The sequence below is a fragment of the Pseudomonas sp. Mn2068 genome, from assembly GCF_049319725.1.
In the GTDB taxonomy this organism is placed as follows: domain Bacteria; phylum Pseudomonadota; class Gammaproteobacteria; order Pseudomonadales; family Pseudomonadaceae; genus Aquipseudomonas; species Aquipseudomonas gingeri.
In genome coordinates this window covers 582,605-606,090 of the sequence record NZ_JBMOUG010000001.1, presented here as the reverse complement: position 1 = coordinate 606,090, position 23,486 = coordinate 582,605, and the positions used below count along the sequence as shown (strand labels likewise).

Sequence of the window (23,486 nt, the reverse complement as noted above, 5' to 3'; positions counted from 1 at the left end):
GGTTGCGCCGGGGCCGCGGGACTTCAGATGATCCCGTGATCGATGGCGTACTTGACCAGGGCCGCGGGCTTGTCGATGTTGAGCTTGCGGCGGATGCTCAGGCGGTGGGTTTCCACCGTCCGCACGCTGATATCCAGTTGCCGGGCCATTTCCTTGTTGTTCAGGCCCTGGGCCATTTTCTGCAGGACCTGGCTCTCCCGTGGCGTCAGTTCGTTGTCCGTGCCTTTGTCGGCAATCAGCCGCTGGGCGATTTGCGCGCTGTAGAAGGTGCCGCCACTGGTGATCGCTTCGATGGCGGCAATGATTTCCCGCGACGGCGAGTTCTTCAGGACATAGCCGCTGGCGCCCGCGCGCACGGACTCGCTCACATACTCGTAATTGTCGTACATGCTCAGGATCAGCACCTTGAGCAGCGGATAGCGGCTGCGCAGGACGCGGGTCAGTTCCAGCCCGTTCATATCCCTCAGGCCGATGTCCACCAGCAACAGGTCCGGCTGGCAACGCCCGACCATCTCCAGGGCATCGGCGCCACTCTCGGCTTCGCCCACCACTTCCAGCGGCTCCATGACCGACAGTAGCGCCTTGATGCCGTCGCGCACCAGTGAGTGATCGTCGACCAGGGCGACGCGGATCGGGCAGGGCAGGTTCATCGCAGCTATTCACTCTCGTTGTTATGGGGGCTCAGCGTTCCGTGCCCGGCATCTTCATCGGCAGCAGCACATCCAGCTCGCTGCGTCCGGGCACCGAGACCAGATCGAAGCGGCCGCCGAAATGTTCGACGCGTTCACGCATATTACGCAAGCCGATACCGGCCTGGCTGCGCTCGACCTGGGCGACGTTGAAACCGACGCCGTCATCGACCATGGTCAGGCGTATGGACTCCTCGGACCCGTGCAGGGTAATCGAAACGTTCCTCGCCTGGGCATGTCGTTCGATATTGGTCAGGCCTTCCTGCACGATGCGAAACAGCGAAACGGCCGCGCCATCGACCAGGTGGCAGTCGAATTCATTGTCGTTGTAGTTCACCCGCAGCCCGCTGCGCTGCTCGAATTCCGCCGCGAGCTGGCCGATGGCCGCCGACAGGCCGAGGGTGTCGAGCAGCGACGAACGCAGGTCATGGGACAGGCTGCGCACCTCGCCAATGGCTTCACCCAGGCGCTCGGTGGCTTCTTTCAGGATACCCAGGCCCTTGGCGTGCTCCTGCCGGTCGAGCACATGGCTGGCCAGCTCGAACTTGAACTTGATCGACACCAGCAACTGACTGATACCGTCGTGGAGTTCGCGGGACACCCGCGAGCGCTCTTCCTCCTGCAGGCTGACGATACGCTGGGTCAGGCGCTGCAGTTTCTTATCGGCCAGGCGATGTTCGCTGACATTCAGGGTCATGCCACCGGCGAAGACAATCAGCACCGCCACCAGGGCCACGGCGGCGATCGCCAGCATGGTGGTGCGAATGCCCTGCGCCACCTCGTCGCGGGCCTGCTGGGTCGCGCGCTCGACATCTTCCAGATAGATACCGGTGCCGAGCATCCAGCCCCAGCGATCGAGCATGACCACATAGGCCAGTTTGTCGGTGACCTGGCCGGAGGAGGGCTTGTTCCAGGCATAGCGCTGGAAACCTTCTCCGGATTCCGCGCTCTTGAGCAGGGCCTGGATCACCGGCAGGCCGTGGGGGTCCTTCATGTCCCAGAGGTACTGGCCCACCAGTTCCGATTGCCGCGCATGCATCAGGCTGCGGCCCTCGTGGTCGTAGACGAAGAAGTAGCCATTGATGCCGAAGCTGAGCTTGCGCAGCTCTTCGAGTACCTGCTGCTGCGCCTTGGCGTCGCCCTTGCCGTTGTCGTACATCGGCGCGATCAGGCTCTGCGCCATGGCCACGTAGTTCTTCAACTCGGCGCGCTTGCTGGCCAGGATGCTGTCTTCGATCAGTTGCGCCTGCTGGTCGCCCAGTTGCCGGTTCAGGGAAATCACCAGCCCGCAGATAACGGCGATCGCCAGCACCAGCGGCAGGATCCCGAGGGCGACGATTTTGTGCTTGAGCTGCATTTCTGCTCCTGGAGTCAACCTAAGTAGTACTACGTAGAGCGTGCGTACGTAGTCCTGCGGATTTATTTGTGGACGGCACACGCGGATATTGGGCCAGCTCCGCACCGCGGACACAATTATAAAAAATTACCGCCGCAGTCACCGACTGTCGGCAGGAGACACGCAATGACCCGTCTGGCTAAACACCTCGCCTGGTTTGCCGTGGCTGTCCTGGGAGCGTTTGCGCTGAGTGTCGTGGCCCTGCGCCGCGGCGAAGCCATCAACGCCCTCTGGATCGTAGTCGCCGCAGTCGCTATCTACCTCGTCGCATACCGTTACTACAGCCTGTTCATCGCCGACAAGGTGATGCAGCTCGATGTTCATCGGGCCACGCCTGCCGTGCTCAACAATGATGGTCTGGACTTCGTGCCGACCAACAAGCACGTACTCTTCGGTCACCACTTCGCCGCGATTGCTGGTGCAGGCCCGCTGGTCGGCCCGGTACTGGCGGCGCAGATGGGCTACCTGCCCGGTACGCTCTGGCTGATTGCCGGGGTGGTGCTGGCCGGCGCGGTCCAGGACTTCATGGTGCTGTTCATGTCCACGCGGCGCAACGGCCGCTCCCTGGGCGATATGGTCCGTGAGGAAATGGGCCGCATTCCCGGGACCATCGCCCTGTTCGGCTGCTTCCTGATCATGATCATCATCCTCGCGGTGCTGGCGCTGATCGTGGTCAAGGCCCTGGCCGAGAGTCCGTGGGGCACCTTCACGGTGATGGCGACCATCCCGATCGCGATGTTCATGGGCGTCTACATGCGCTATATCCGTCCGGGGCGCATCGGCGAAATTTCCCTGGTGGGCGTGGCCCTGTTGCTGGGTTCGATCTGGGTCGGCGGGCTGATCGCGGCCGATCCGGCCTGGGCCAAGGTGTTTACCTTCACCGGTATCCAGATCACCTGGATGCTCATCGGCTACGGTTTCGTCGCCGCGGTGCTGCCGGTGTGGCTGATCCTGGCGCCACGGGACTACCTGTCGACGTTCCTCAAGATCGGCACCATCGTGGCCCTGGCGATCGGCATCCTGATCACCATGCCCGAGCTGAAAATGCCCGCGCTGACCCAGTTCACCGACGGCACCGGCCCGGTCTGGAAAGGCGGCCTGTTCCCGTTCCTGTTCATCACCATCGCCTGTGGCGCGGTGTCCGGTTTCCACGCCCTGATTGCCTCCGGCACCACCCCCAAGCTGCTGGCCAGTGAAGGCCATGCCCGTTATATCGGCTACGGCGGCATGCTGACCGAGTCCTTCGTGGCGATCATGGCGATCGTTGCCGCCTCGGTGATCGAACCGGGTGTCTATTTCGCCATGAACAGCCCGGCCGCCCTGGTCGGCAGCGACGCGGTCTCGGTGGCCCAGACCGTCAGCAGCTGGGGCTTTGCCATTACCCCGGACGCGCTCCAGGCGGTGGCCAAGGACATCGGTGAAACCACCATCCTCGCCCGTGCCGGCGGCGCGCCAACCCTGGCTGTGGGTATCGCGCAGATCCTCCACCATGTCCTGCCGGGTGAAAACACCATGGCGTTCTGGTACCACTTCGCGATCCTGTTCGAAGCCCTGTTCATCCTGACGGCCGTCGATGCGGGCACCCGTGCCGGTCGCTTCATGCTGCAGGACCTGCTGGGTTCCTTCGTGCCATCGCTCAAGCGCACCGAATCCTGGACCGCCAACCTGATCGCCACCGCCGGTTGCGTGGCCATGTGGGGCTACCTGCTGTACCAGGGCGTAATCGATCCGCTGGGCGGCATCAACACCCTGTGGCCGCTGTTCGGCATCTCCAACCAGATGCTGGCCGGGATTGCGCTGATGCTGGCGACCGTCGTACTGATCAAGATGAAGCGCCAGCGCTACATCTGGGTGACCTTGCTGCCGGCGGTATGGCTGCTGATCTGCACCACCACCGCGGGCTTTATCAAGCTGTTCGACCCGAGCCCGGCCATCGGTTTCCTCGCCCTGGCGAAGAAATACAGTGTCGCGCTGGACGCCGGACAAGTGATTGCCCCGGCCAAGGACATCACACAGATGCAGCACGTGATCTACAACGCCTACACCAACGCCACGCTGACCGCGCTGTTCCTGCTGGTGGTGTTCAGCATCCTGTTCTTTGCCCTCAAGGTCGGCATCGCCGCCTGGGGCACCAAGGAACGTACGGACAAGGAAGCTCCGTTCCAGGCGCTGCCTGATGCTCTGTAATGGCAGGCTTGATAGAGGAGTACGGCCATGTTCAATGACCTGAGCCGTCTCGGCAAATACCTCGGCCAGGCCGCGCGGCTGATGGTCGGCATGCCGGACTACGACACCTACGTCGAGCACATGCAGAGCAGGCACCCGGACAAGCCGCTGATGAGCTACGAGGCGTTTTTCCGCGAGCGCCAGGAGGCGCGGTACGGGGGAGGGAAGGGACAGACCCGCTGTTGTTGACGCTCGTCGACGATATTCACCGGGCAACCAACCCGTAAAAAACCGGCGGATGAAGCCGGTTTTTTATTGCCTGGGAAAACGTCAGGGGCCACCGATCAAGGGCGTGTCCCGCGACCCTGGTTGAAGTTCACGGGGTTCATTGCCCGGGTGTTCACGTTCACTTCAAAGATGTCCGGGCGCGAATAGTGTCCGCAGGCATCGAAGTCCAGGTTGGACCTGTTGAGCGCCGCCAGGTCGAGGTCGGCATAGATTTCCGTTTCGCAATCATGCACGGGGCCGGCCAGTACCTCACCCATGGGACTGATGATCATGCTGCCGCCATGCATGATGTAGTCGCCGGGATGGACGTCCAGGTCGAAAGCCTGTTGGTAGCTTTGCGGGTAGTCTTCCAGCTTGATGGCCTGGCAGGCGGACAGGACAAAGGTCCTGCCTTCGAGCGCGATATGGATCATCGAACTGGCCCAGCTCTTGCGATCGTCGGCGGTCGGCGCGCAGTAGAGTTGCACGCCCTGGGCGTACATGGCCTGGCGGAAGGCGGGCATGTAGTTTTCCCAGCAGATCACACTGCCGATGACGCCGATGTCGGTGGGGACCGCCTCGATTGTCGAACCGTCGCCAAAGCCCCAGATGATTCTTTCCTGGCCCGTGGGCATCAGCTTGCGGTGATAACCGGCGATGCCTTTGCCGGGGACGAACGTGACCGCGGTGCAATAGAGCGTTCGTCCATGACGCTCGATGATTCCCATGACCACGATGATGTTCAATTCATCGGCACAGTTCGACAGTACCGCCAGTTCCGGCCCGTCCAGCGCCACCGCGCCTTCGAAGTACTCGTTATACAGATCCCGCCCTTCGGAACTGCGGTTGCCTACGACGCTGCCAAAGCTCTGCCCCTTGGGGTAGCCACCGATAAACGCCTCGGGAAACACCGCCAGTTGCGCGCCCTCTCGGGCCACGCGATGCAATATGTCACAGGCCTTCTCAACGCTGGCCACCGGGGCGAAAGGAATGGAAGAGGCCTGAATTACCGCTACACGAGTCATATGCTCTCCTTAGTATTGGGAAATGTTGTTGTCTTTGGTTTCCGGAAGAATGCTCAGCAGCACCACGAAGCAGATTGCAGACACCCCTGCCAGGTACAGTGCCGGGATATTGGTGTCGCCGGTGGCCTTGATCAGTGCGGCGGCAATAAACGGCCCGGGGCCTGCCAGCGTGGCCAGGGCGAGGTTATGGCCCAGTGCTGCGCCGGTGGAGCGAATCGACGCCGGGAATACTTCCACCAGCAGCACAACGTCCATGACCGCGGTAATGGCGACCAGCACGCCGAAGATGAGCAGGGCGGCGATAATCAGGGTGGTGTTGCCGCTGTTGAGCATCCAGAAGATCGGATAGGCCATGACGGTCAGCGCGGCTGCCGCGAACAGCAACAATGGGCGGCGACCAATCGCATCGCTCAGGCGTCCGATCAGCGGATTGACGATGCAGTAGACCACCAGTGCAATGCTGCACAGCCACAGGGCCTTGCTCTTGGGCAAGCCCACCGCGGTGACCAGGTGATTGTTTGCGTAGGTGATGAAGTAGTAGAGCGACACGCCAAACAGCGCCGAGAACGCGAAGGTGGTGATGAATGCCCGGCGTTTGGCGGCGGGAAGTGGCTCGGCCAGGGTCATGGACTCCCGCTGCTTCACCAGTTCTTCGTAAACGGGAGTATCCCCGAGCTTGCGCCGAATGAAGACGGCCACGCCCGTCATGACGATGGAGGCGACAAAGGGAATTCGCCAGCCCCAGGCGGTCAATTGATCGTCGCTCAGGCCCGATGACAACAGGGCGGCGGTGAAGGTGCCGAACAGAAAGGCGAGTCCGGCGGTTCCGGTGATGACGCTGGCCGCAGTGGCCCGGCGATTGGGCGCGGCGCTCTCGACGATGTAGATCCCCGCGCTTGACCATTCGCCGCCAACCATCATCCCCTGGATGAAGCGCAGGACGATCAGCAAGATAGGGGCGGCTATGCCGATGGCGTCATAGGTCGGCAGCAAGCCGATCAGCGTGGTGCAGACACCCATTCCGAAAACGGTCACGATCAGCACCGCCCGGCGACCGAGCCTGTCGCCCAGGGGCCCCAGGACCAGGGCGCCGAGGGGACGAGAGAGAAAACCGACGGCAAATACTGCCAGCGATGACAGCAGGGAGACCCCGGCAACGGCGGACGGAAAAAACAGCGCGCCGATCACCGCGGCGAAATAACCGTAGATCGCGAAGTCGAACCATTCCATGAAGTTGCCGATGCCCACCGCGACGGCTCGTTTACGCATGTCGACATGCGCTGTCCGGGAAGGGGTAAATCCCCTTTTTGGTGAATCCTGTGCCACGCTCATAAGGCTGCCCCTTGGGTTGGTTTTGTGTTCTTGTGGCGGCATCCTAGAAATGGCTCGGTACCTGGGGCAAACGATTAGAAAATATGAGCAGGATTAACGTACGTAATATCTCGCGCACCGATCTGAATCTGCTGCTGACATTCCATTGTCTGATGACGGAGCGCAGCGCGACGCGGGCCTCGGCGGTGCTTCACGTGACGCAGGGCGCGGTCAGCTCGGCCTTGCGCCGACTTCGCGAGCAGTTCGGGGACGAATTGTTCGTAAGGACAAGCTCCGGCATGCAGCCGACCCGCAGGGCGTTGGAAATCGCACCGATGATTGCGGAGGCCCTGTCAACGGTGTCGGCGCTGCTGGGGGCGGACGCAGCGTTCTCGCCCCAGGAGTCGCACTACGTTTTCAACCTGGCCATGTCCGACGACCTGGAGGCATTTCTGGCGCCCAGGCTGGTGGAGGCGGTGTCCCGTGAGCGCCTGGGCATCCGCTTTGCGTTTCACCAGACCAACAGCTCGCTCTGGAAAAACGCCCTGCATGATCCGGCGATGGACCTGGTCATTTGCAGCGAGCCGAAGGATTTCAGTACGAACTACTCCTCACAGGTATTGTTCTCGTCGTCCTATTCCTGCCTGTACCGGCCGGGAGCCGGAGAAGCGGAGCCGTTGAGCCTGGAGGACTACTTTGCCGCCGAGCATGTGCGGATCTGCTTCGATGGGCGGCGTGGTTTTATCGATGATCTTTTCGAGAAAGCGGGGCATACGCGCAAAGTGACCGCGTCCTTTACCCATTTCGCGGGGGCACTCACCACCCTGTTGAGCAGCGACGTGGTGGCGACGATCCCGACCTTCGCGGCCCGGACCTTTTCCCAGCACATGGCGTTGACCCTGTGCCCGGTTCCCCTGGCGGTGCCCTCGTTCAGATGCTTCATGGTCTGGGATATCGCCAAGCAGGAAAAACCGCAACATGAGTGGATTCGCCGCTTTATTTCCCAGATCACCCAGGGCTTGGAGTGACGGCGACGCCTGGCGTCGGGTTGCCACCGGCAGGCGCCAGGGTCTCGGGCATGGCCACCAGTAGCAGGACCAAAGCCGCGGCGGCAATGCCTGCAAGGGTCAGAAACGCCGCGCTGTAGCCGGCCTGCTGAACCACCAGCCCCGCCAGGCCATTGCTCAATGCCGCCCCCAGGCCGAACACGGTGGAGAGGGCGCCGAGACTGATATTGAAGTGTCCGGTGCCGTGGGTGAGGTCCTTGACCACCACGGGGAACAGCGCGCCGAAAATGCCCGCGCCGACACCGTCGAGCATCTGCACGGCGACCAGCCAATAGGGATCGCTGGACAGGGTATAGAGTACCCCCCGCAGCGGCAGGATCAGGAAACCCGCCAGGAGCAAGGGTTTGCGCCCCCACAGGTCGGCCTTGGCCCCGACCAGCAGCGCGGCGGGAATCATCACCACCTGTGCCGCGACAATGCAGGCGGAGGTCAGTGGCGTCGCCATCTGCAGGTTGACCTGGGCCAGTTGCTGGCTCACCAGCGTCAGCATCGCGGCATTCGCCAGATGGAACAACGCGCAGCATACGGCGAATACCAGCAGCGGCTGGTTGGTGAGCAACACCGACCAGCCCGAGGGGACCTTGCCCTGCACGGCGTCGCCCGGGTCGAAGCCCCGTGCGAGATCGTGGTCAATCGCCTTTTCCGGGACGCAAGCGATGGCGATCACACTGCCGAGGGCCATGGTCGCCATCAGGTAGAACACCGCGACCGGGCCGAACAGATAGGCAAATCCGCCGGCCAGCAGCGCAGCGCAGGCATTGCCGGCGTGGTTGAAGGTTTCATTGCGCCCGGTTCGACGGGTGAAGGCCCGGGGACCGGTGATACCCAGCGAGATGGCGGCTATGGCGGGGGCGAAGACCGACGCGGCGACGGCGCTGATGATCTGGGTCAGGGCCACGAGCGCGAATGAAGTCACGAACGGCAGCAGCAGGCAACTGCCCGTCACCAGTAACGCCGCCATCGCGATAATCGCCCGTTTGCGGCGTGTCCTGTCGATCAGCGCCCCGGCGGGTGTCTGGGTGACGAGTGCGGCGATCCCTGCGAGGGTCATGACCAGGCCGATGCTGGCGGGCTCCCAATGGTGAACCGCTAGCAGGTAGATCGCCAGGTAGGGGCCGAGCCCGTCGCGGACATCGGCGAGAAAGAAGTTCAGGCCGTCCAGGGAAAAATCATGACGTCGAGTGACCACGGGCAGCTATCTCACTACTGGAGGTCACCGGAATGGCATCAACCTCGGCAGTGCTAATGACTTGTCGCCCGTGGTTTTAGTTTCATGAGTGCTCACTGTTCCCGCCGGGGGAAAAACAGCTCGAAGCAGGTCACGCCGTTTTCGCTGGTGACGCTGTAGCGACCGCTGTGCAACTGCATGATGGTCGCCACGATCGAAAGCCCCAGGCCGTTGGACTGGGCCGAGCGTTCGCGTGACTGATCCACCCGGTAGAAGCGTTCGAACAGTCTCGGCAGGTGTTCCGCCGGGATGGTCGGCCCCTGGTTGCGCACACGCAGCTTGATGCCGTCCGCGGACGGTACGGCCTGGATCAACAGCTCGGAATCGGCAGCGCCGTACTTGATCGCATTGGCGCACAGGTTGGCCAGGGCCCGGCGCAACAGCATCGGCTCGGCCCAGATCAGGCCTTCGCCCTCGGCGCGGATGCTGATATCGGCATCCGCCGCCAGCCCTTCAAAGTAATCGGCCACGCGCTCCAGCTCGTCGGCGGCATTCAGTTCCTGGCGCTGGTCACGGGCGCTGCCCGGGTCGGTACGCGCGAGGAACAGCATGTTGTCGAGCATGCGTGCCAGGCGTTCGAGCTCTTCGACATTGGAGGCGAGCAACTGCTGGTAGTGTTCGACGCTGCGGTTCTGCTGCATGGCGACCTGGGTTTCCCCCAGCAGGTTGTTGATCGGCGTGCGCAGTTCGTGGGCCATGTCGGTGGAAACCTGGCTCAGTTGTGCAAAGCCCGTGGCCAGGCGCTCGAGCATGGTGTTGAAAGAGTCGATCATCGGCAGCAACTCCTTGGGCGCACCCTGGCCGTCCAGGCGTTCGGTCAGGTTGCCGATGCCGATACCATGGGCATGATGCGCCAGGCGCCTGAGGGGCAAGAGGCCACGGTGCACCACCACATAGCCGATCAGTGCCAGGACGATCGCCGCGAGGCTGGCCAGCACGTAGACGCTCAGGCGATAGCTGGCGAGCACGGCCGTGCGTTCGGTCATCAGCCGGCCAATGGTCACCTTCAGCTTGCCCGAATCAATGTTCGCGGAGATGGCGGAGAAGGGTGCGCCGTTCACGCCGGGCAGATGCTGGACATCGGTCAACGCCAGGGAATGGTTGATGGTCACTGGCGCGAGATCGGGAATCTCGATATCCGCGGGGTTGACCTCCAGCAGGGGTTCTTGCCCCGATTCGCCGATCATCAGCACGGACTCGCGGTTGCCCAGCATGTTCTGGAACAGCACGGGCTTGGTCCTGATCAGCTCCAGCGTGTTGCTGTCGTTGAGAAAGTTGCGCAACTGGTCGATGCGATAGACCAGGGTCGAGTCGTCGCGGCGTATCAGTTCGCGCTCGAGTTCGCGGTACAGGGCTACGCCGGTGGTTGCCAGCACGGCAAAGGCCAGCAGGACAAACACCAGGGCCAGGCGCAGCGTCAGGGAGTAATGGCGTCGGCTCATGGTTGCGTATCAAAGCGGTAGCCGATGCCACGCACACTGTGGATCAGCTTGACCTGGAAAGGGTCGTCGATTTTCAGGCGCAGGCGGCGCACGGCCACGTCCACCACGTTGGTGTCGCTGTCGAAGTTCATGTCCCAGACCCTGGAGGCGATCAACGAACGCGACAGCACCTGACCTTCATGCGTGGCGAAGAGATGCAGCAGGGCAAATTCCTTGTTGGTCAGTGTCACCCGCACGCCGGCGCGGGTGACGCGGCGCTTGATCACATCGATCTGCAGGTCGTCGATCTGCAGTTGCTCTTCTTCGCGAGTCGGCCCCCGACGGGTCAGGGTACGCAGGCGTGCGACCAGTTCGGCGAAGGAAAACGGCTTGATCAGATAGTCATCGGCCCCCAGTTCCAGGCCCTTGATACGGTCGGCGATATCATCCCGCGCGGTCAGGAACAGCACCGGCGTGTCGGCTTCCTTGCGCAGGCGGCGCAGGACTTCCCAGCCGTCCATCTTCGGCATCATCACATCCAGCACGATGACATCGAAGGACGTTTCCAGGGCCTGGTGCAGCCCATCGACGCCATCGCGGGCCAGGCTGACGGAATACCCTTGCTCTTGCAGGCCATTGAGCAAGTAGTTGCCCGCCTTGGGCTCGTCTTCCACTACAAGGATGTTCATGGGGATTACCTAGGTTCTTTGCGGGTGCCCGATCCGTGAAAGGCGGACCGGATGGCCTTGAGCAGGTGGCGCAAGTGTAGCCCGATCATCGGCTCGATTGCGTCTCAACTGCTCTCTGATGTTCATCAGGCGGCCAATCAGTTTTCGTTCGAGCAGTGACCTTGCACCTGATAGTCCAGCACATGTTCCCGACCTTGATGATCGAGGTAATCGAGACGCGCCGGAATCACGCCGCACTGGTCCGAGAGGTCCGTGGTGGAGATGACTTTCGCCACGTCCAGGTCGACATAGAAGCCGGTCTTGTCATGAATGACCGGGGCAGCGTCGGTGGTACCGGCGAAGGCCGAACCGGTGGCGAGGAGGGCGGCGAATCCGAGCAGGAACAGTTTCATGGCGATATCTCTCTGTCTGAAGTGGGCTGCCTGTTGTCTGGCAGTGGGTTCAAGGTAACAAGGCAACTCAAACAGACGACGAACAGAACAATGACAAAGTTGTAATCCATGCGGACTCGCGTATTGATCCCCTGGCGATGTCCTGGAGTTTCTTGTAAATCCTTTGAAATCAGCTGGTTGTGATTTGTTTGTGAGGGGGGGGAAGAGGGCTGGGACAGAGCATTTCTACAGGTTTGGATCAGCGGAAAACTGCCTGGCGGGAGGGTTTATGTCATCGAAGAAAGTCTTTTGCGGGCCTTGTTCCGTTTATCATCACGTGTCGAACCACGACGCTTTCCCAAGGAGAACCTGATGATCACCGCACATGTTTTCATCGCCACCAGCCTGGATGGTTTCATTGCTCGGCCCGACGGAGATATCGACTGGCTTTTGTCGCGCGATGATCAGACCGAGGACCATGGCTACTCGGACTTCATCGCCGACAAGGACGTGATCGTGATGGGGCGGGGAAGCTACGAGAAGGTAATGACCTTAGACACATGGTTCTACGACCGGCCAGTGGTGGTGCTGTCTGGACAGCTGGCCGGTTCGCCAGTGCCTGAATCGCTCAGGGGCAAGCTGCGTTTTTCCAACCTGTCCCCCAGGGCCGCGATGAAGGAACTGGCGAGTCAAGGCGTGCGCCGGGTCTATGTCGATGGCGGACAAGTGGTGCAATCGTTCCTGCGCGAGGGGTTGGTTACGGATATGGTGATCACCACCGTTCCTGTCCTGATCGGCGCGGGGAGGCCATTGTTCGGTAGCCTTCGGCAGGATATCGACCTGCAGTTGGTCTCCAGTCGCTATTTTGCCTCGGGCCTGGTGCAGTCGACCTATCGACTGGCAACCTGACCCACAATGCGAAAGCGGGCGCCAGCTCATGGAGTAGCACGTGATAGTGAGGGCTCTTGGCCTGAGCTTTATCTAATATATTAACTCAACTAAATAGACATTTAGTTGAGTTATTTTGCGAGTGAGTTTTAAGTGGCATTGCTTCGATACTAACCTCATATCCCACAAGCGATATTTTCAACTTGCTGGCGGCTATAGGGACGTATCCATGACTATATCGATTATGCGTGACTCTCAGGTAATTGATATCGGTGAAGTTCAGCATGCAAAGATCGGTGCTCGCGAACGCCTGACGTTTTCTTCGACGGCAGGAACCGTATCCAGGGTACAGGTTGTCTTTTCGCCCCAGGACCGAGCGGGTTCGGCGGTATGCGTAAAGGACTATAGACAGACAAGGGACGACGCCACCATCGTCCAGGCCGACCATGAAAGCGCGCCACAAGAAGGCGAGCAGGTATTGTCGTTCTTCTGGAGTAACAGCGGGCGCGTGGCCGTTACCTTGTATGTTCGCATCGCCGGCCAAAACGAGACGGTGTCTCTGGTCTACTGGGTTCATGAACCTGATGTGAGAATGCGTGCCGTCATCGGCTCAACCACGCTGAGCGTGAGTTCAGTGGGAGGAAGAGCTGACGACAGAGACGAGGATACGCTTCAGTTCGAACTTGGAAACGGCATCGGGAAACCCGGCATAGCGTTCAAAGCCAGGATTAACTTTGGTGGCGCCCCGGTTGCTTTCGATGGGGAAATCAAAATGTTGCAGACATTCGAAGCCAACCGGCGGAAGAACAATGCAGCGACCGGTGAAAGCGAAATCTACGAATACGACAAGCCCGCGTTGGACCAGGCGCTTTGTTACAGGCACACATGCGGTGGTACGGATTATGGCGAACAGCCGGCAGTCGCCGGCCAGATCAATCTGCAGACCGAAGACTCCCCAGGGTCGAAGCTGGGGCGTCGTGGGCAGTTTCATGCTGGCGGGATAACGAGGGAGCCATATTTCACCACAGCCAGCGCGGACGAACTTTACTCGATGTTCCTGATGTATCGCCCCAAAGGTGGAATCTGGGTCGCCATCGGTCAGATCAACTGGAGATGGGCTGGCAAGGTTGAGATCACGGTAGTTCCTGTGGATCAGGCCGTGAATGACACGCTCAGCGTCATGACCGGGAACCAGGGAAAGAACGGACGGTTGCGCTGGACGCTGACCGACCTGGGTTCGTCTTGTACCAACCGTAGCACCGTGCAGTGCCGACTCCCGGTGTGGGAAAAACCAGACAATGCGATCGAGCAGGATTTCGATGACGATGACTCGGGGTCGGATGAAGATGCATCCAGTTCAAGCTCGGGCGAATGAACAGCACATTGAGGCTGGGCGCAGCATGGTTGTCCATAAGGGGTGACCAGGCTTGAAATCCTGCCTGGGGTGGCTGGTGTGTGGGTATCTGTGACTACGCATAATGTATATTATGTTAAATTACAGATCATGTCATAGATGTTCATGAGCTGTCTAAGCCACTGATTCGACAAAGCCGCTGCGCCAGTCGCGATTTGAGTGGAAAACCCCCTCTTTTCATACTAACCCTTGATTCTGCTGGGCTTCAGCTCGTTCGACATGCTGGTTAGACGCGACTTTTTGACGAAACGAGTGGGAATCTCTGTGACGCAAAATTACGCAAGTATTTGATTTATATGGTTTTTATAAAGTTCCGTTTAAATGGAATAGCTCTCGCACCCAAGGAGAAATCAGTGGAATGATTTTTCAGTGGGTGCGTCATTGGCCACCTCGAAACCCTTGCAGTACAAGGGCTCCAGGGCTTTTGAGGAGTTAAGTGGACATTCCGCACTGCCGTTGCCCAAGACGAAACCAGTGGAAAATCCACGAAAACAGAGGCCTCCTGCGCACTGCTCGACGCCTAAGCCAATATCGATAGAGACACGTAAACCGAAGCTGCTGAGATCCTCCGATATCCCCGCCCCCCCCCGTAACCCCAAGGATCTGCAGATGGACTTACGTCATAGCAGCCTCAGTACTACGCAGACCGTCTACTATCACTCACATGATCAGGAACGTAGTCTGTCTGTTCGTGGCGTAGGGATGCGCGACAGAGGATAAGGCAGACGTCGCGTGAAGACCGGAACGCCAGCCAAAACAAAATCTGAACAGCCCAGAGCCCCATACGCAGATCACCAAACCGCCTTGCGTTGTTACAGCGGCCTGTTTTTATTGATTTGGGCAATCCTATACAATCGAGCAACGGGACTAGTACGTCTTGCCACGCGTCGTAGATCGCCCCACGCCTGGTCGTGCATGACCCGCGTCCCTGACGGCATGGTAAGGGTATCGGCGGATGCTATTGCCCAGATCGGCGCAGTGATTTTTCCGACCCTGTGATTTTCCCGCTGTTTTTTTGGACATCCCGTCGAATTTGCTCCTGGCTTATCGCGTCCATTGAGGCTTTTGATTTTAGAAATTCCTCATGCCCACGTTTGATGTAGAGCTTTAATACATCTGGAATGTCTTTAATCTTGTCGACCTGCATCTCACCGACCTCAAGTTTTGTCGCTTTGCTAGTTTCTTTATGCGCCCATCCAGGGCTCAAGATATAAAAGTACATGAAAGGGAGTTTAAAAACTGCGAAATACCGATGAGGATTGTCGCCAAATCGGATGTCCTGAGATCCAATTGAGCGTTCAAGCTCGTAAGAGTATTCTATTGGGAGGCCGTAATATGGAGGCTCTCCGTAGAAGGGGGAAAAGTAAATCGTCGCACCGCACTGACTATTCAAAATTTCCTTTTTAGCTGTTTTCAGGAATTCACTCACTACAACTTTGTCTTCATAAGTCCGATCATTGTCATCGCCATTAGTAGTGAGCAGTGCCCGCCAGAAAATAGACAGTACCGCTAGCTTTATTTCATCACTAATCACCACGACTTGGCTTTGTTTCTGGTAATTTGCAATTTTTTTAAATACACCCTCAGCAAGTTTTTTCTCCCAGGCTGAAAGTTTTCCTTCGCACTCTCCGCACAAAAGATGTGTTTTTGGCCCGTCTTGATGTCGGATATTAACGTCTCTAGTGTCCCTTATGAACTGAGTGGCTGAAGTCTTTTTAAGCCAGTCATATGCAAATTTAGGGATGCTGTGTGACTCCTTAAGTGAGACATTTTTTTCATCGCAAAGCGCACAGGTTCCGTGAACTCCCTCAACTGTTTTCACATCTTTTCTCGGCTCATCATCGCTATTTTTTATCGTCAAAATCTTTCCTTCTGGCCTATCTCTTAGGCCCGTTAAAACTTGGTGTCTGCGGTGCGACGGCTATTTGAAAACGATCATTAGCCCATGTTTTTCCCACAATGCCTGGCCGACGGCATAATCTCCGATAAGCTTTATTCGCCATGAGCGCCGACTGCCAGTTACCGAGACTCACTCGACAATTTCCTGAAGCGCGACCGCGACCTGTTTGGCGTCATCCGCAAACGCAACAACATGCCTACGGCACTTGACGATCTAGATTTCGCCGCTGATGAATCCATTTCGCTGGGCTTCGGTGAGCTCCAATCTGTTAATGACCGCTCAAAGACGGCCATTTCCCTAGTGTGTTTTAAGCTACAAAGCCAACAAGACTATCTGAGAATTACCGGTTTAAAGCTATCCCCGGGGACGAATTCCTATATAGGACGAATCGGGTCTGCAGCTAAGAGGCCTCATATTGCGGCCTATACCTGCTTTGGAAACATCCCCTTGCGATAGGCAACGATACGTTTGTCCTCAGGCTTGATTTTGCCAACAAACCCTCGGCGAGCGAGCGAATCAATAAGGCGCCGGTCTCCGTCCGATACGGGCAGATCGGCACGAGTCTTCTGGGTCAGCTTCACATACTCATCGCCCAACAACCATAGGCCACCTGCTATATCGTCACGCGTGCAATTGAGCGTCAGCGCCTGGATGCACATCTCAATTCGGTGCTCCCTTGTTAGCGCTCCATCTTGAACAGCCTTTTGGATGACCGGTAGATAGGCGTCAGGGAAACTCGCGCCCGCTGCGTTGGCGCGGCGGCATACCCTTGCGAGCTCGACCACTGCCCCCTTCGCGCCCGTCAGCACCTCGACTGATATGGCCTGCCACATCCTCAGGTCGTCTTGGACAGAGCCCTTCCCTAAACGTGTGAGGCCGCAAACCAGGTTAATTGGCAAGGCACTGAGGTCGAGGTCTTTGCGCGCAACATCCCATCGCCTACTGACATACGAAGGCTCCATGCCTGGAGCTTGAGCTCTGAATGCTTCTCGAATTTCAGGCGTATAGGGCACGAAGTCTTCGAGGGCAAACATCGATGAACGTTTTTGCATGACGTCGGTGCCCAGCACCACGGCGGGATTGAGAACAATCCCCGCAAAAAGCGCACAGATCGTCTCCTTGCTTATATCCGAACGAAGAAGATAAACCTGCAGGTCTTGGTGATGCTTAGACTCGACAGCCCATAGTTCTTGAGAAAGGACGCCCGCATGCGTCGTTACGAACGAACAGAAGGCTTCACCGAAAAGCTCCTTTACTTCGTCCGAATCAGCATCAGTGGAAGGAGCATTGAGGATTATGGAGAAGACAGTCCACACTGCACGCCCAACAGGCCTTACCCGATCATCCGCCAAAATCCGCTGCCAAAGGGATCGGGGAAAGTCATTGATGTCTGCGATGTAGCACTCGGTTCGATCCAACAGTTTCTCGGTCAACTCTGGATCCGAACCAACCAACCCTACCAGTTTAGTCAGCGATTCACTGCTCTCGGGGATAGCACCATCTTGACTAAGAAGCTCAGTAACCAGGGCTTTTGGATCAGCCAGGTTATCTTCAAACCACGGGATATCTAGAGCGGTGAGGCGCTCATAACTAAGCAAGTCATCCGGCTGGGCGTCGGGTTGAGACGCTTCCCAGAGCAAGCGTAGCATTGGCAGCGACAGCTTCAGGCACCCCCATGCCACGAGGGCCTTTAGATCCTGCGCTGAAGTCGCCTTATCAAGGCTATCAAATTGAGCTGGCTTCTTGCGAAGCCACTCCCAACCACCGTGATTGGCAGCCAATGCCGGCATAACCGTCGAAACGTCAGTCAGCCCATTGATAGCCTTCAGAAGGATGCCTTTACGATCCCTCATTCCGTCTAACTGCTCAAACGTCAAGTGTTCCAGGATGGCGCAGATATACCGGTGCTTGGCGTCGTGGAGCTTGAACCGATCAGCATTGAGCAGTTTAAGGAGAAGGTTATGGTCGGTGGAGTAAATGGCCTGAATGACTTGAGAGACAAAGCGCCCATGGAGCAACAACAGAATCGCTTCTGCCATACGATCTATGTGTTGGTGGCCACTTTTCAGAACAAGCTCCAGCTTGCTCGCGGCCAGCTCAGCGGTTTCATTATCACTATGGTTAACCAAGGCTGAGATCAGCTCCGCGACAATGCCCCTTCCCTCATCGAGAGAGTCACGGTCAAGCTTGCTCACAACTCGGTCTGGGTTGTTCAAGGATGTGGCGACATCTAGCGTTTCGCCACGACCGAGAGCAAGGATAAAATTCTTATCGGCTTGTGTTAGGGAGCCTTCGTAGAAATACCCGAGGTAATCCACATAATCTGTGTCGAGGTATCCCCGACGCATGAGGTAGGTGACAACCTCCAAGCCCACCAACGCTTTCGCGATTTCTGCTCCGTAGGAATTACGGGCAGCGTCTCTAAATGTCATTTTCTCAAGACGAGTAATCTGCTTGTACAAGCCAACGTGTTCGGTTTCAACAGCTTCGACCCAAGTGTCCAAACGTTCAGAACGCACCTCATATCCAACCGCCTTCAACACTTTCGCTGTATCCACTGCCTTCCCCGACGCATGCTCGTATTGAGACCTGAGCTGAGGTGTCACTCGAACAGACTGTGAGTACTGCTCAAAGACGCTATCTGTGACGAACTGGAGAAGCGTGAATCTTTTCGAGCCTCCAATATCGATCACGTTGGCGTTCGGGATCTCCCCATGCCGCAAAGTCTCGTACCAGACACAGGCACGCAAGTGCTCCATGCTCGTAGCGACCTCACTCTCGCACTGTTCCACTTGCTTACGTAACACATTTGCTTGCTCCTGCAGGACATGCACCTCCCGCCTGACCCAGTCTGGGAATCCAGTGAGCACACCGTAGATAGCGCCCCTGCGCTTGATCAGATGAATGTATGCGTCAGGGTGCAGGTTTCTCAGCACGACGATAGCGAAAAGCTTGTTCGGATTGAGCAGCAGGCCATCTCTGGCCAAGAGATTGGAATAGATGTCGAACTCATTGACGATGTTCTTGATCAACCTCATTTCGTCAATGTAGTAGCAGACGGTTTCCACAAGAGCAGGCTCTAAACGTGCGCCCAAAGATGCGCCACCCAGCTTCCTCTCACCCATCAGTTGCGTGAGCTTTTCTCGGGAGTTTTCCGAGTTCACTACCGGGATCACAGGGATGATCAGATCGAAGAATTTGGTCTTATCTGTGACGGTGAAGAGCTCGTCGCGGATGGCATAGATGAAATGCACAGGGCGTTTGATTTGAGGGGATTGCTGGATGATGAAATTGATTTCCCGCAGCCGGAAGAAAATGTCCTGGATGTCGAATCGATCCAAGTCCTCAATGACAACCACTCTGACGTTGCTGCGTTCGAAGCAGTAAATAATTTCGTCGACGTTCTTGTGGAGCACCGACCCGTGGTGGGTAGCCTCAAGCTTTCCTCCTTTGAGCGTGAGCCCATCGATGCTGAACATGGAAAGAAACCTGAGCCCCCGGTACGCTAGGTACACGGCGCTACCAACCGCAAACAGTGCTGCAACCCAATCGGGCACAATTTGAAGTTTCTGGATCAACCAGACGAGATCTAAATTTTTCTGTTTTTCTAGTCTCGGTATGTTCAGGCGCAAAAGGCTGGTGAGCAACAGAGCGAACAGCACCGTGTTGGCATAAACACTTCCACTAGATGCCTGAATAATCCGTTTGAGCCGTGTTTTCGGTACACGATCAGCAGGGACTGCGTACAGCAGCTGCTGAACAATGGTTTCTTCGATCCGATTGATCAGTTCGGAGGTTGGTGTTGTCTTAGGCTGCCCTGCATCAGCGGCGATGGCAGCGGGACTAGCTCCCGATTCATTCCTCGACTCAGTCTCGGAGGCTAAGGCCGGAGGGTCTTGGCTGAATGTTGCCAGCGAAACGAGCGCGTGTGGGAATTTCGGGTTGCGTTCGAAGAAGGTCTTCACCACGCTACTTTTCCCTGCTCCGTAGCTGCCGGTCAACGCGATGTTCAGTACCTCCGGGTTGTGGAGCGCACCCAGCAGTTCCTGTTCATAACGAGTGAAACGGGCATCTTCCAATAACACAGGAGTCAACGGCTCGAAGGAAGATCCTGGCAAATCGGTTGACCGCGACGCGTTGAAAACCTTGCGCCCTGCCATGAACCCAAAATACAACGCCAATCCATTACGTTTGATACTACTGATCAATTGAAACATCTACCCTGATCCTGATTACAAGCCTTCCAAACCGCACAATGACGATGTCATCCGTCACGCATGTGTAAGTGGGCTCAGCGCCCCCATACTAGAAATATCTGTAGCGGCTATATGCCACAATTTCAGATGCATGGGCAGGAATATAAAGCAGATCGCATGAGGTGGCAGCTGTATGATCACTTGGCGTATCGATTAAGGGACGTCTGGCAGCGGCTCAGGTAAGGTTCAACGATGCGGGCAGGCGTACTCTCGCGCCCTGCCATTTTTCAAGGATGAATCTATGCGTATCCAGCACCTGGAAATCGCGAATTTTCGCAAGCTGAAGTCCGTCAGAATTGACCTGGCCGCCGAGACAACACTCCTGGTGGGCGCCAACAACAGCGGCAAGTCCTCAGCGATACTGGCTCTACGCAAATTCTTGGTGAAACCCACCACATTCAGACTGCAGGATTTGACGCTATGCCACATAGCCACGCTTGACGCTATTGGGCGCGAGTGGGAGCAGGCAGCCGATGGCTTTGCAATTCCAGAGACTAATACTTGGGCTGACTGGCTGCCAACGCTCGACGTGTGGATACAGGCAGCTCAGGGTGAGCTCCATCACATTCGCGATCTGATTCCCAATTTTTCCTGGTCTGGTGGAATGGTCGGGATGCGGTTTCGATTGGAACCGGACGATCTATCCACGCTCTACGCCGATTATCGAAAAGAGCGTGCTCGTGTGGCCACTCTCCTTCAGGAGATCCAGAATCAGGCTGAGCAAGGACAGCAGCGCCCTACCCTACAGCTATGGCCGCAGAGTCTTCATGACTATTTAAACCGGCGCTTGTGTAGTGGTCTAATGAAACCGGACACCCATTTAGGCGAGAATGCTCGAACGTCGTTCCTTTTCCCCTGAGTTCAAACGCGAGGCCGCAGGCCTCGTGCTCGATCAAGGCTATAGCCATATCGAAGCCAGCCGCTCGCTTGGGGTGGTCGAGTCCGTGTTGCGTCGCTGGGTTAGCCAACTCCAGCAGGAGCGCAACGGCTTGACTCCGCAGAGCAAAGCGCTGACGCCTGAGCAGCAGAAAATCCAAGAACTGGAAGCGCGCATTGCTCGCCTTGAGCGGGAGAAATCCATTTTAAAAAAACTACCGCGCTCTTGATGTCGGAAGAGCACGAGCGCACACGCTGATTGATCAGTTAAGCGCCCAGGAGCCAGTCGATTGGCTTTGCGCAGTCTTTGACATCACTCGCTCGTGTTACTACGCCCACAGCCTCAGACGCCGAACTCCGGACGTTGAGCGGTTTCGCTTGCGGAGTCGGGTCAATGAACTGTTTACGCAAAGCCGAAGAGCCGCCGGTAGCCGCAGCATCGTGTCGATGATGCAGGAAGACGGCGAGCAAATTTTGTGGTTCAAGGTGCGTGGTCTGATACGGGAACTGAAGTTAGTCAGCAAACAACCTGGATCACATGTGTATAAACAATCGACGGTCGAGCGGCCTGATATTCCGAACATTTTGAATCGAGAGTTTGAAGTGCCGCTACCCAATCAGGTCTGGTGTGGTGATATCACCTACGTCTGGGCGCAAGGGAAATGGCATTACTTGGCTGTTGTTCTGGATCTCTACGCGCGCCGAGTTGTGGGCTGGGCGCTGTCGAATAAACCAAACGCTGACGTGGTGATCAAGGCGTTGGACATGGCTTATGAACAGCGTAGCAGGCCTCAAGGACTGCTGTTTCACTCAGATCAGGGGTCGCAAGGCGGATTCAATCGGTCGGCGCAACAAGCGGTTGAGCCCGGCATTTTCGTCGGTCAGCGATTGCTCACGCTTGCTGCTGCCCTGGGTCTGATGCTTTTTGCTTCGCCAGCCGTAAAGCTTCGATGCATGAGGGCGAGCTGTTTAGCGGACGGGTTAGCGCTTGAAAATGTCAAGCGCTCGTTTCTTCAGGCTATACCAACCGGCAAGTCCCCCTCCCGATCCGCCTCCAACGCCCTAACCTCAATCACCTTCCAAATATCGTACCCATCACGCAGCAACAGCGCCGCGCCCTGGATAAAGTGGGTCAGGTCTTCGTCATCAATCTTGCTCAGGTTCATGCAGGACAAGCTGTCGATCATGTCCTTGCCTGCCCGCAGTCGCTCACTGCCGTAGGCATGCAGATCCAGCACGGACGCACGGGAGTTGATCAGCAGGATATGGTGATTGGTGCAGGTCGGGGTAAGAGGCTGGTAGGTCATGTGAAACTCCATTGAGGTCTGGAGCTGCCACGTTCTGCGACCAAGCAAAGGGGGTGGCAGCTGTACGCAGGTTGGTCGACCGGGCCTCAATGACTCCCAGCACACCCGAAGGTGTCCCGCGCACAGCCGCCATAACACGAAATTCGAGGCGAAAAAAAACGCCCGCATTCGGATGGTGGCGCTTGTGCGCATTGAGGTGATCGGGCGACCAAGCCCGGTCGTTGAATTTGCAACGACAGTGAATGATAGGCATGGGAATGCAGTCGGTGCAACCGAACTGTGACCCTAAGCGCGAGTGATATCAAAAAGCCATTTAACTCGGCAGCCGTGCTCGAATATGATTGCTCCACTGCCAAGGAACCCCCATGAACACATGGACCGTAGCGAAAGGACTCCAATGAGCGCTGAAGAAAAGATCGACGCAACTGCACCTGCCTTTGCCGCCAAAACCGCTGCGCGATTTCCCTGGGTACTCGCTTTGCCTTTTCTTGGCTTCATCGGCTATGCAGCGCCCTACGTCACCGGACTGATCTACTGGCAGGATTACCTGCGTGGCCTGAACGTGCCTCCTGGACTGTTCGAGGCTGAAGCCCGGGACTATTTCGTTTATGCCTATGTGGCTCTGATCGAGACGCTCAGGAGTTGGGGCGGGTTCGTGCGCAATCCGTGGGTCTGGCTCACTATCATTGGCATTATCCTGGGGTTCAGTCTTGAGCTGGTAATCATCAAAAAACTCCAGTCCAGTACTCGGGTACAGCTGGCGGTCGAGCGATATACTCGGAACCGTTATGTGGCCCTTACCAGTGGCCTTGTTGTGCTTTCCACGGCAGTCACGACGGTATTGATGCTGATACCGCTCATCATCCTTCCTATCATTATCTTGCCCGCGATCATCGGCAATTACGGTGCCGATCAAACCCTGAAGCGTGAGCGGGAGATATTTGCCAAGGGATGCGACCTTTCAGAACAGGCGAAAACGCATTGTTATGTGGTCAAGGAGGGTGAAAAAGTGATCGCGTCAGGTTTTCTGATCACGGCTTCAGGCACCAGGCTGGCCATTTATGAAAATGGTCGGCCCAAGGTCATTCCATTGAAGGATTACAGCATCGAGGTATTGGTTGCGGAGGAAAACAAGTCTGCTTCAGACCCGGCGCAGTGAGCGCCGAACATGGGCGCCCTCACCTTGTCGCTCTCCTTGCAAGAGTGACTGCGCGG

General features: G+C 57.5%; 17 protein-coding genes and 2 pseudogenes. 8 read left to right on the top strand and 11 right to left on the bottom strand.

Going from position 1 to position 23,486, the window contains the following annotated elements:
* Positions 1-23: 23 nt before the first annotated feature.
* Positions 24-650: a response regulator gene (locus ACL9RJ_RS02625; protein ID WP_017124155.1), complete on the bottom strand. Its 627-nt coding sequence runs from the start codon at positions 648-650 to the stop codon at positions 24-26.
* Between the two features lie 31 nt (positions 651-681).
* A complete protein-coding gene (locus tag ACL9RJ_RS02620) occupies positions 682-2,046 on the bottom strand; it encodes a cache domain-containing protein (RefSeq protein WP_017124156.1) in 1,365 nt (454 codons plus the stop codon).
* Positions 2,047-2,211: 165 nt separating this feature from the next.
* Between ACL9RJ_RS02620 and ACL9RJ_RS02615 the strand changes: the two genes are divergently transcribed.
* Together ACL9RJ_RS02615 and ACL9RJ_RS02610 are read left to right on the top strand one after the other, a co-directional pair.
* Positions 2,212-4,272, top strand: a complete 2,061-nt coding sequence (locus ACL9RJ_RS02615) for a carbon starvation CstA family protein (protein WP_422764838.1) — start codon at positions 2,212-2,214, stop codon at positions 4,270-4,272.
* A gap of 27 nt (positions 4,273-4,299) precedes the next feature.
* Positions 4,300-4,500 carry a YbdD/YjiX family protein gene (locus tag ACL9RJ_RS02610; RefSeq protein WP_103032847.1) on the top strand — a complete coding sequence of 67 codons (201 nt, stop codon included), beginning with the start codon at positions 4,300-4,302 and terminating at the stop codon, positions 4,498-4,500.
* A 95-nt stretch (positions 4,501-4,595) separates the two neighbouring features.
* Here ACL9RJ_RS02610 and ACL9RJ_RS02605 read toward each other — a convergent pair whose 3' ends face one another.
* Together ACL9RJ_RS02605 and ACL9RJ_RS02600 are read right to left on the bottom strand one after the other, a co-directional pair.
* On the bottom strand, positions 4,596-5,543 hold the full coding sequence (locus ACL9RJ_RS02605) for a carbon-nitrogen hydrolase family protein (RefSeq protein ID WP_017126444.1): 948 nt from the start codon (positions 5,541-5,543) through the stop codon (positions 4,596-4,598).
* Positions 5,544-5,552: 9 nt separating this feature from the next.
* Positions 5,553-6,812, bottom strand: a complete 1,260-nt coding sequence (locus ACL9RJ_RS02600) for an MFS transporter (RefSeq protein WP_245223005.1) — start codon at positions 6,810-6,812, stop codon at positions 5,553-5,555.
* A 146-nt stretch (positions 6,813-6,958) separates the two neighbouring features.
* On the opposite strand from ACL9RJ_RS02600, the gene ACL9RJ_RS02595 reads away from it, so the two are divergent.
* Entirely contained in the window at positions 6,959-7,882 is a 924-nt protein-coding gene (locus ACL9RJ_RS02595; protein WP_042935410.1) for a LysR family transcriptional regulator, read from the top strand.
* Here ACL9RJ_RS02595 and ACL9RJ_RS02590 read toward each other — a convergent pair.
* From ACL9RJ_RS02590 to ACL9RJ_RS02575, 4 genes are all read right to left on the bottom strand, one after another.
* A complete protein-coding gene (locus tag ACL9RJ_RS02590; RefSeq protein WP_422764837.1) occupies positions 7,863-9,110 on the bottom strand; it encodes an MFS transporter in 1,248 nt (415 codons plus the stop codon). The genes ACL9RJ_RS02595 and ACL9RJ_RS02590 overlap by 20 nt on opposite strands.
* 92 nt (positions 9,111-9,202) lie before the next feature.
* Positions 9,203-10,591 (bottom strand): heavy metal sensor histidine kinase, encoded by a 1,389-nt coding sequence (locus tag ACL9RJ_RS02585; RefSeq protein ID WP_017126448.1) that lies wholly within the window; start codon positions 10,589-10,591, stop codon positions 9,203-9,205.
* Positions 10,588-11,259: a heavy metal response regulator transcription factor gene (locus tag ACL9RJ_RS02580; protein WP_017126449.1), complete on the bottom strand. Its 672-nt coding sequence runs from the start codon at positions 11,257-11,259 to the stop codon at positions 10,588-10,590. Before ACL9RJ_RS02580 ends, ACL9RJ_RS02585 begins: the two co-directional genes overlap by 4 nt.
* Positions 11,260-11,396: 137 nt before the next feature.
* Positions 11,397-11,651: a DUF2790 domain-containing protein gene (locus ACL9RJ_RS02575; RefSeq protein ID WP_017126450.1), complete on the bottom strand. Its 255-nt coding sequence runs from the start codon at positions 11,649-11,651 to the stop codon at positions 11,397-11,399.
* Between the two features lie 351 nt (positions 11,652-12,002).
* On the opposite strand from ACL9RJ_RS02575, the gene ACL9RJ_RS02570 reads away from it, so the two are divergent.
* Positions 12,003-12,539 (top strand): dihydrofolate reductase family protein, encoded by a 537-nt coding sequence (locus tag ACL9RJ_RS02570; protein ID WP_017126451.1) that lies wholly within the window; start codon positions 12,003-12,005, stop codon positions 12,537-12,539.
* Between the two features lie 208 nt (positions 12,540-12,747).
* Positions 12,748-13,893, top strand: coding sequence for a hypothetical protein (locus tag ACL9RJ_RS02565; protein ID WP_177118672.1), 1,146 nt, complete (start codon positions 12,748-12,750; stop codon positions 13,891-13,893).
* A 997-nt stretch (positions 13,894-14,890) separates the two neighbouring features.
* On the opposite strand, the gene ACL9RJ_RS02560 is transcribed toward ACL9RJ_RS02565, so the two are convergent.
* Together ACL9RJ_RS02560 and ACL9RJ_RS02555 are read right to left on the bottom strand one after the other, a co-directional pair.
* Positions 14,891-15,793, bottom strand: a complete 903-nt coding sequence (locus tag ACL9RJ_RS02560) for a hypothetical protein (protein WP_422764836.1) — start codon at positions 15,791-15,793, stop codon at positions 14,891-14,893.
* Between the two features lie 461 nt (positions 15,794-16,254).
* On the bottom strand, positions 16,255-20,049 hold the full coding sequence (locus ACL9RJ_RS02555; RefSeq protein ID WP_422764835.1) for a hypothetical protein: 3,795 nt from the start codon (positions 20,047-20,049) through the stop codon (positions 16,255-16,257).
* Between the two features lie 280 nt (positions 20,050-20,329).
* On the opposite strand from ACL9RJ_RS02555, the gene ACL9RJ_RS02550 reads away from it, so the two are divergent.
* Both ACL9RJ_RS02550 and ACL9RJ_RS02545 read left to right on the top strand, forming a co-directional pair.
* The gene (locus ACL9RJ_RS02550) at positions 20,330-20,947 is read left to right on the top strand and encodes an AAA family ATPase (protein WP_422764834.1); all 618 of its coding nucleotides are present in this window, start codon (positions 20,330-20,332) and stop codon (positions 20,945-20,947) included.
* Positions 20,919-21,798, top strand: a pseudogene (locus ACL9RJ_RS02545) (IS3 family transposase); the annotation flags it as partial. The gene ACL9RJ_RS02550 and the pseudogene ACL9RJ_RS02545, both read left to right, overlap by 29 nt.
* On the opposite strand, the pseudogene ACL9RJ_RS02540 reads toward ACL9RJ_RS02545, so the two are convergent.
* Positions 21,799-21,921, bottom strand: a pseudogene (locus ACL9RJ_RS02540) (IS3 family transposase); the annotation flags it as partial.
* A 747-nt stretch (positions 21,922-22,668) separates the two neighbouring features.
* Here ACL9RJ_RS02540 and ACL9RJ_RS02535 point away from each other — a divergent pair.
* Complete coding sequence (locus tag ACL9RJ_RS02535; RefSeq protein WP_422764833.1) at positions 22,669-23,430, top strand: hypothetical protein; 762 nt, start codon at positions 22,669-22,671, stop codon at positions 23,428-23,430.
* The last annotated feature ends 56 nt before the right edge of the window (positions 23,431-23,486 follow it).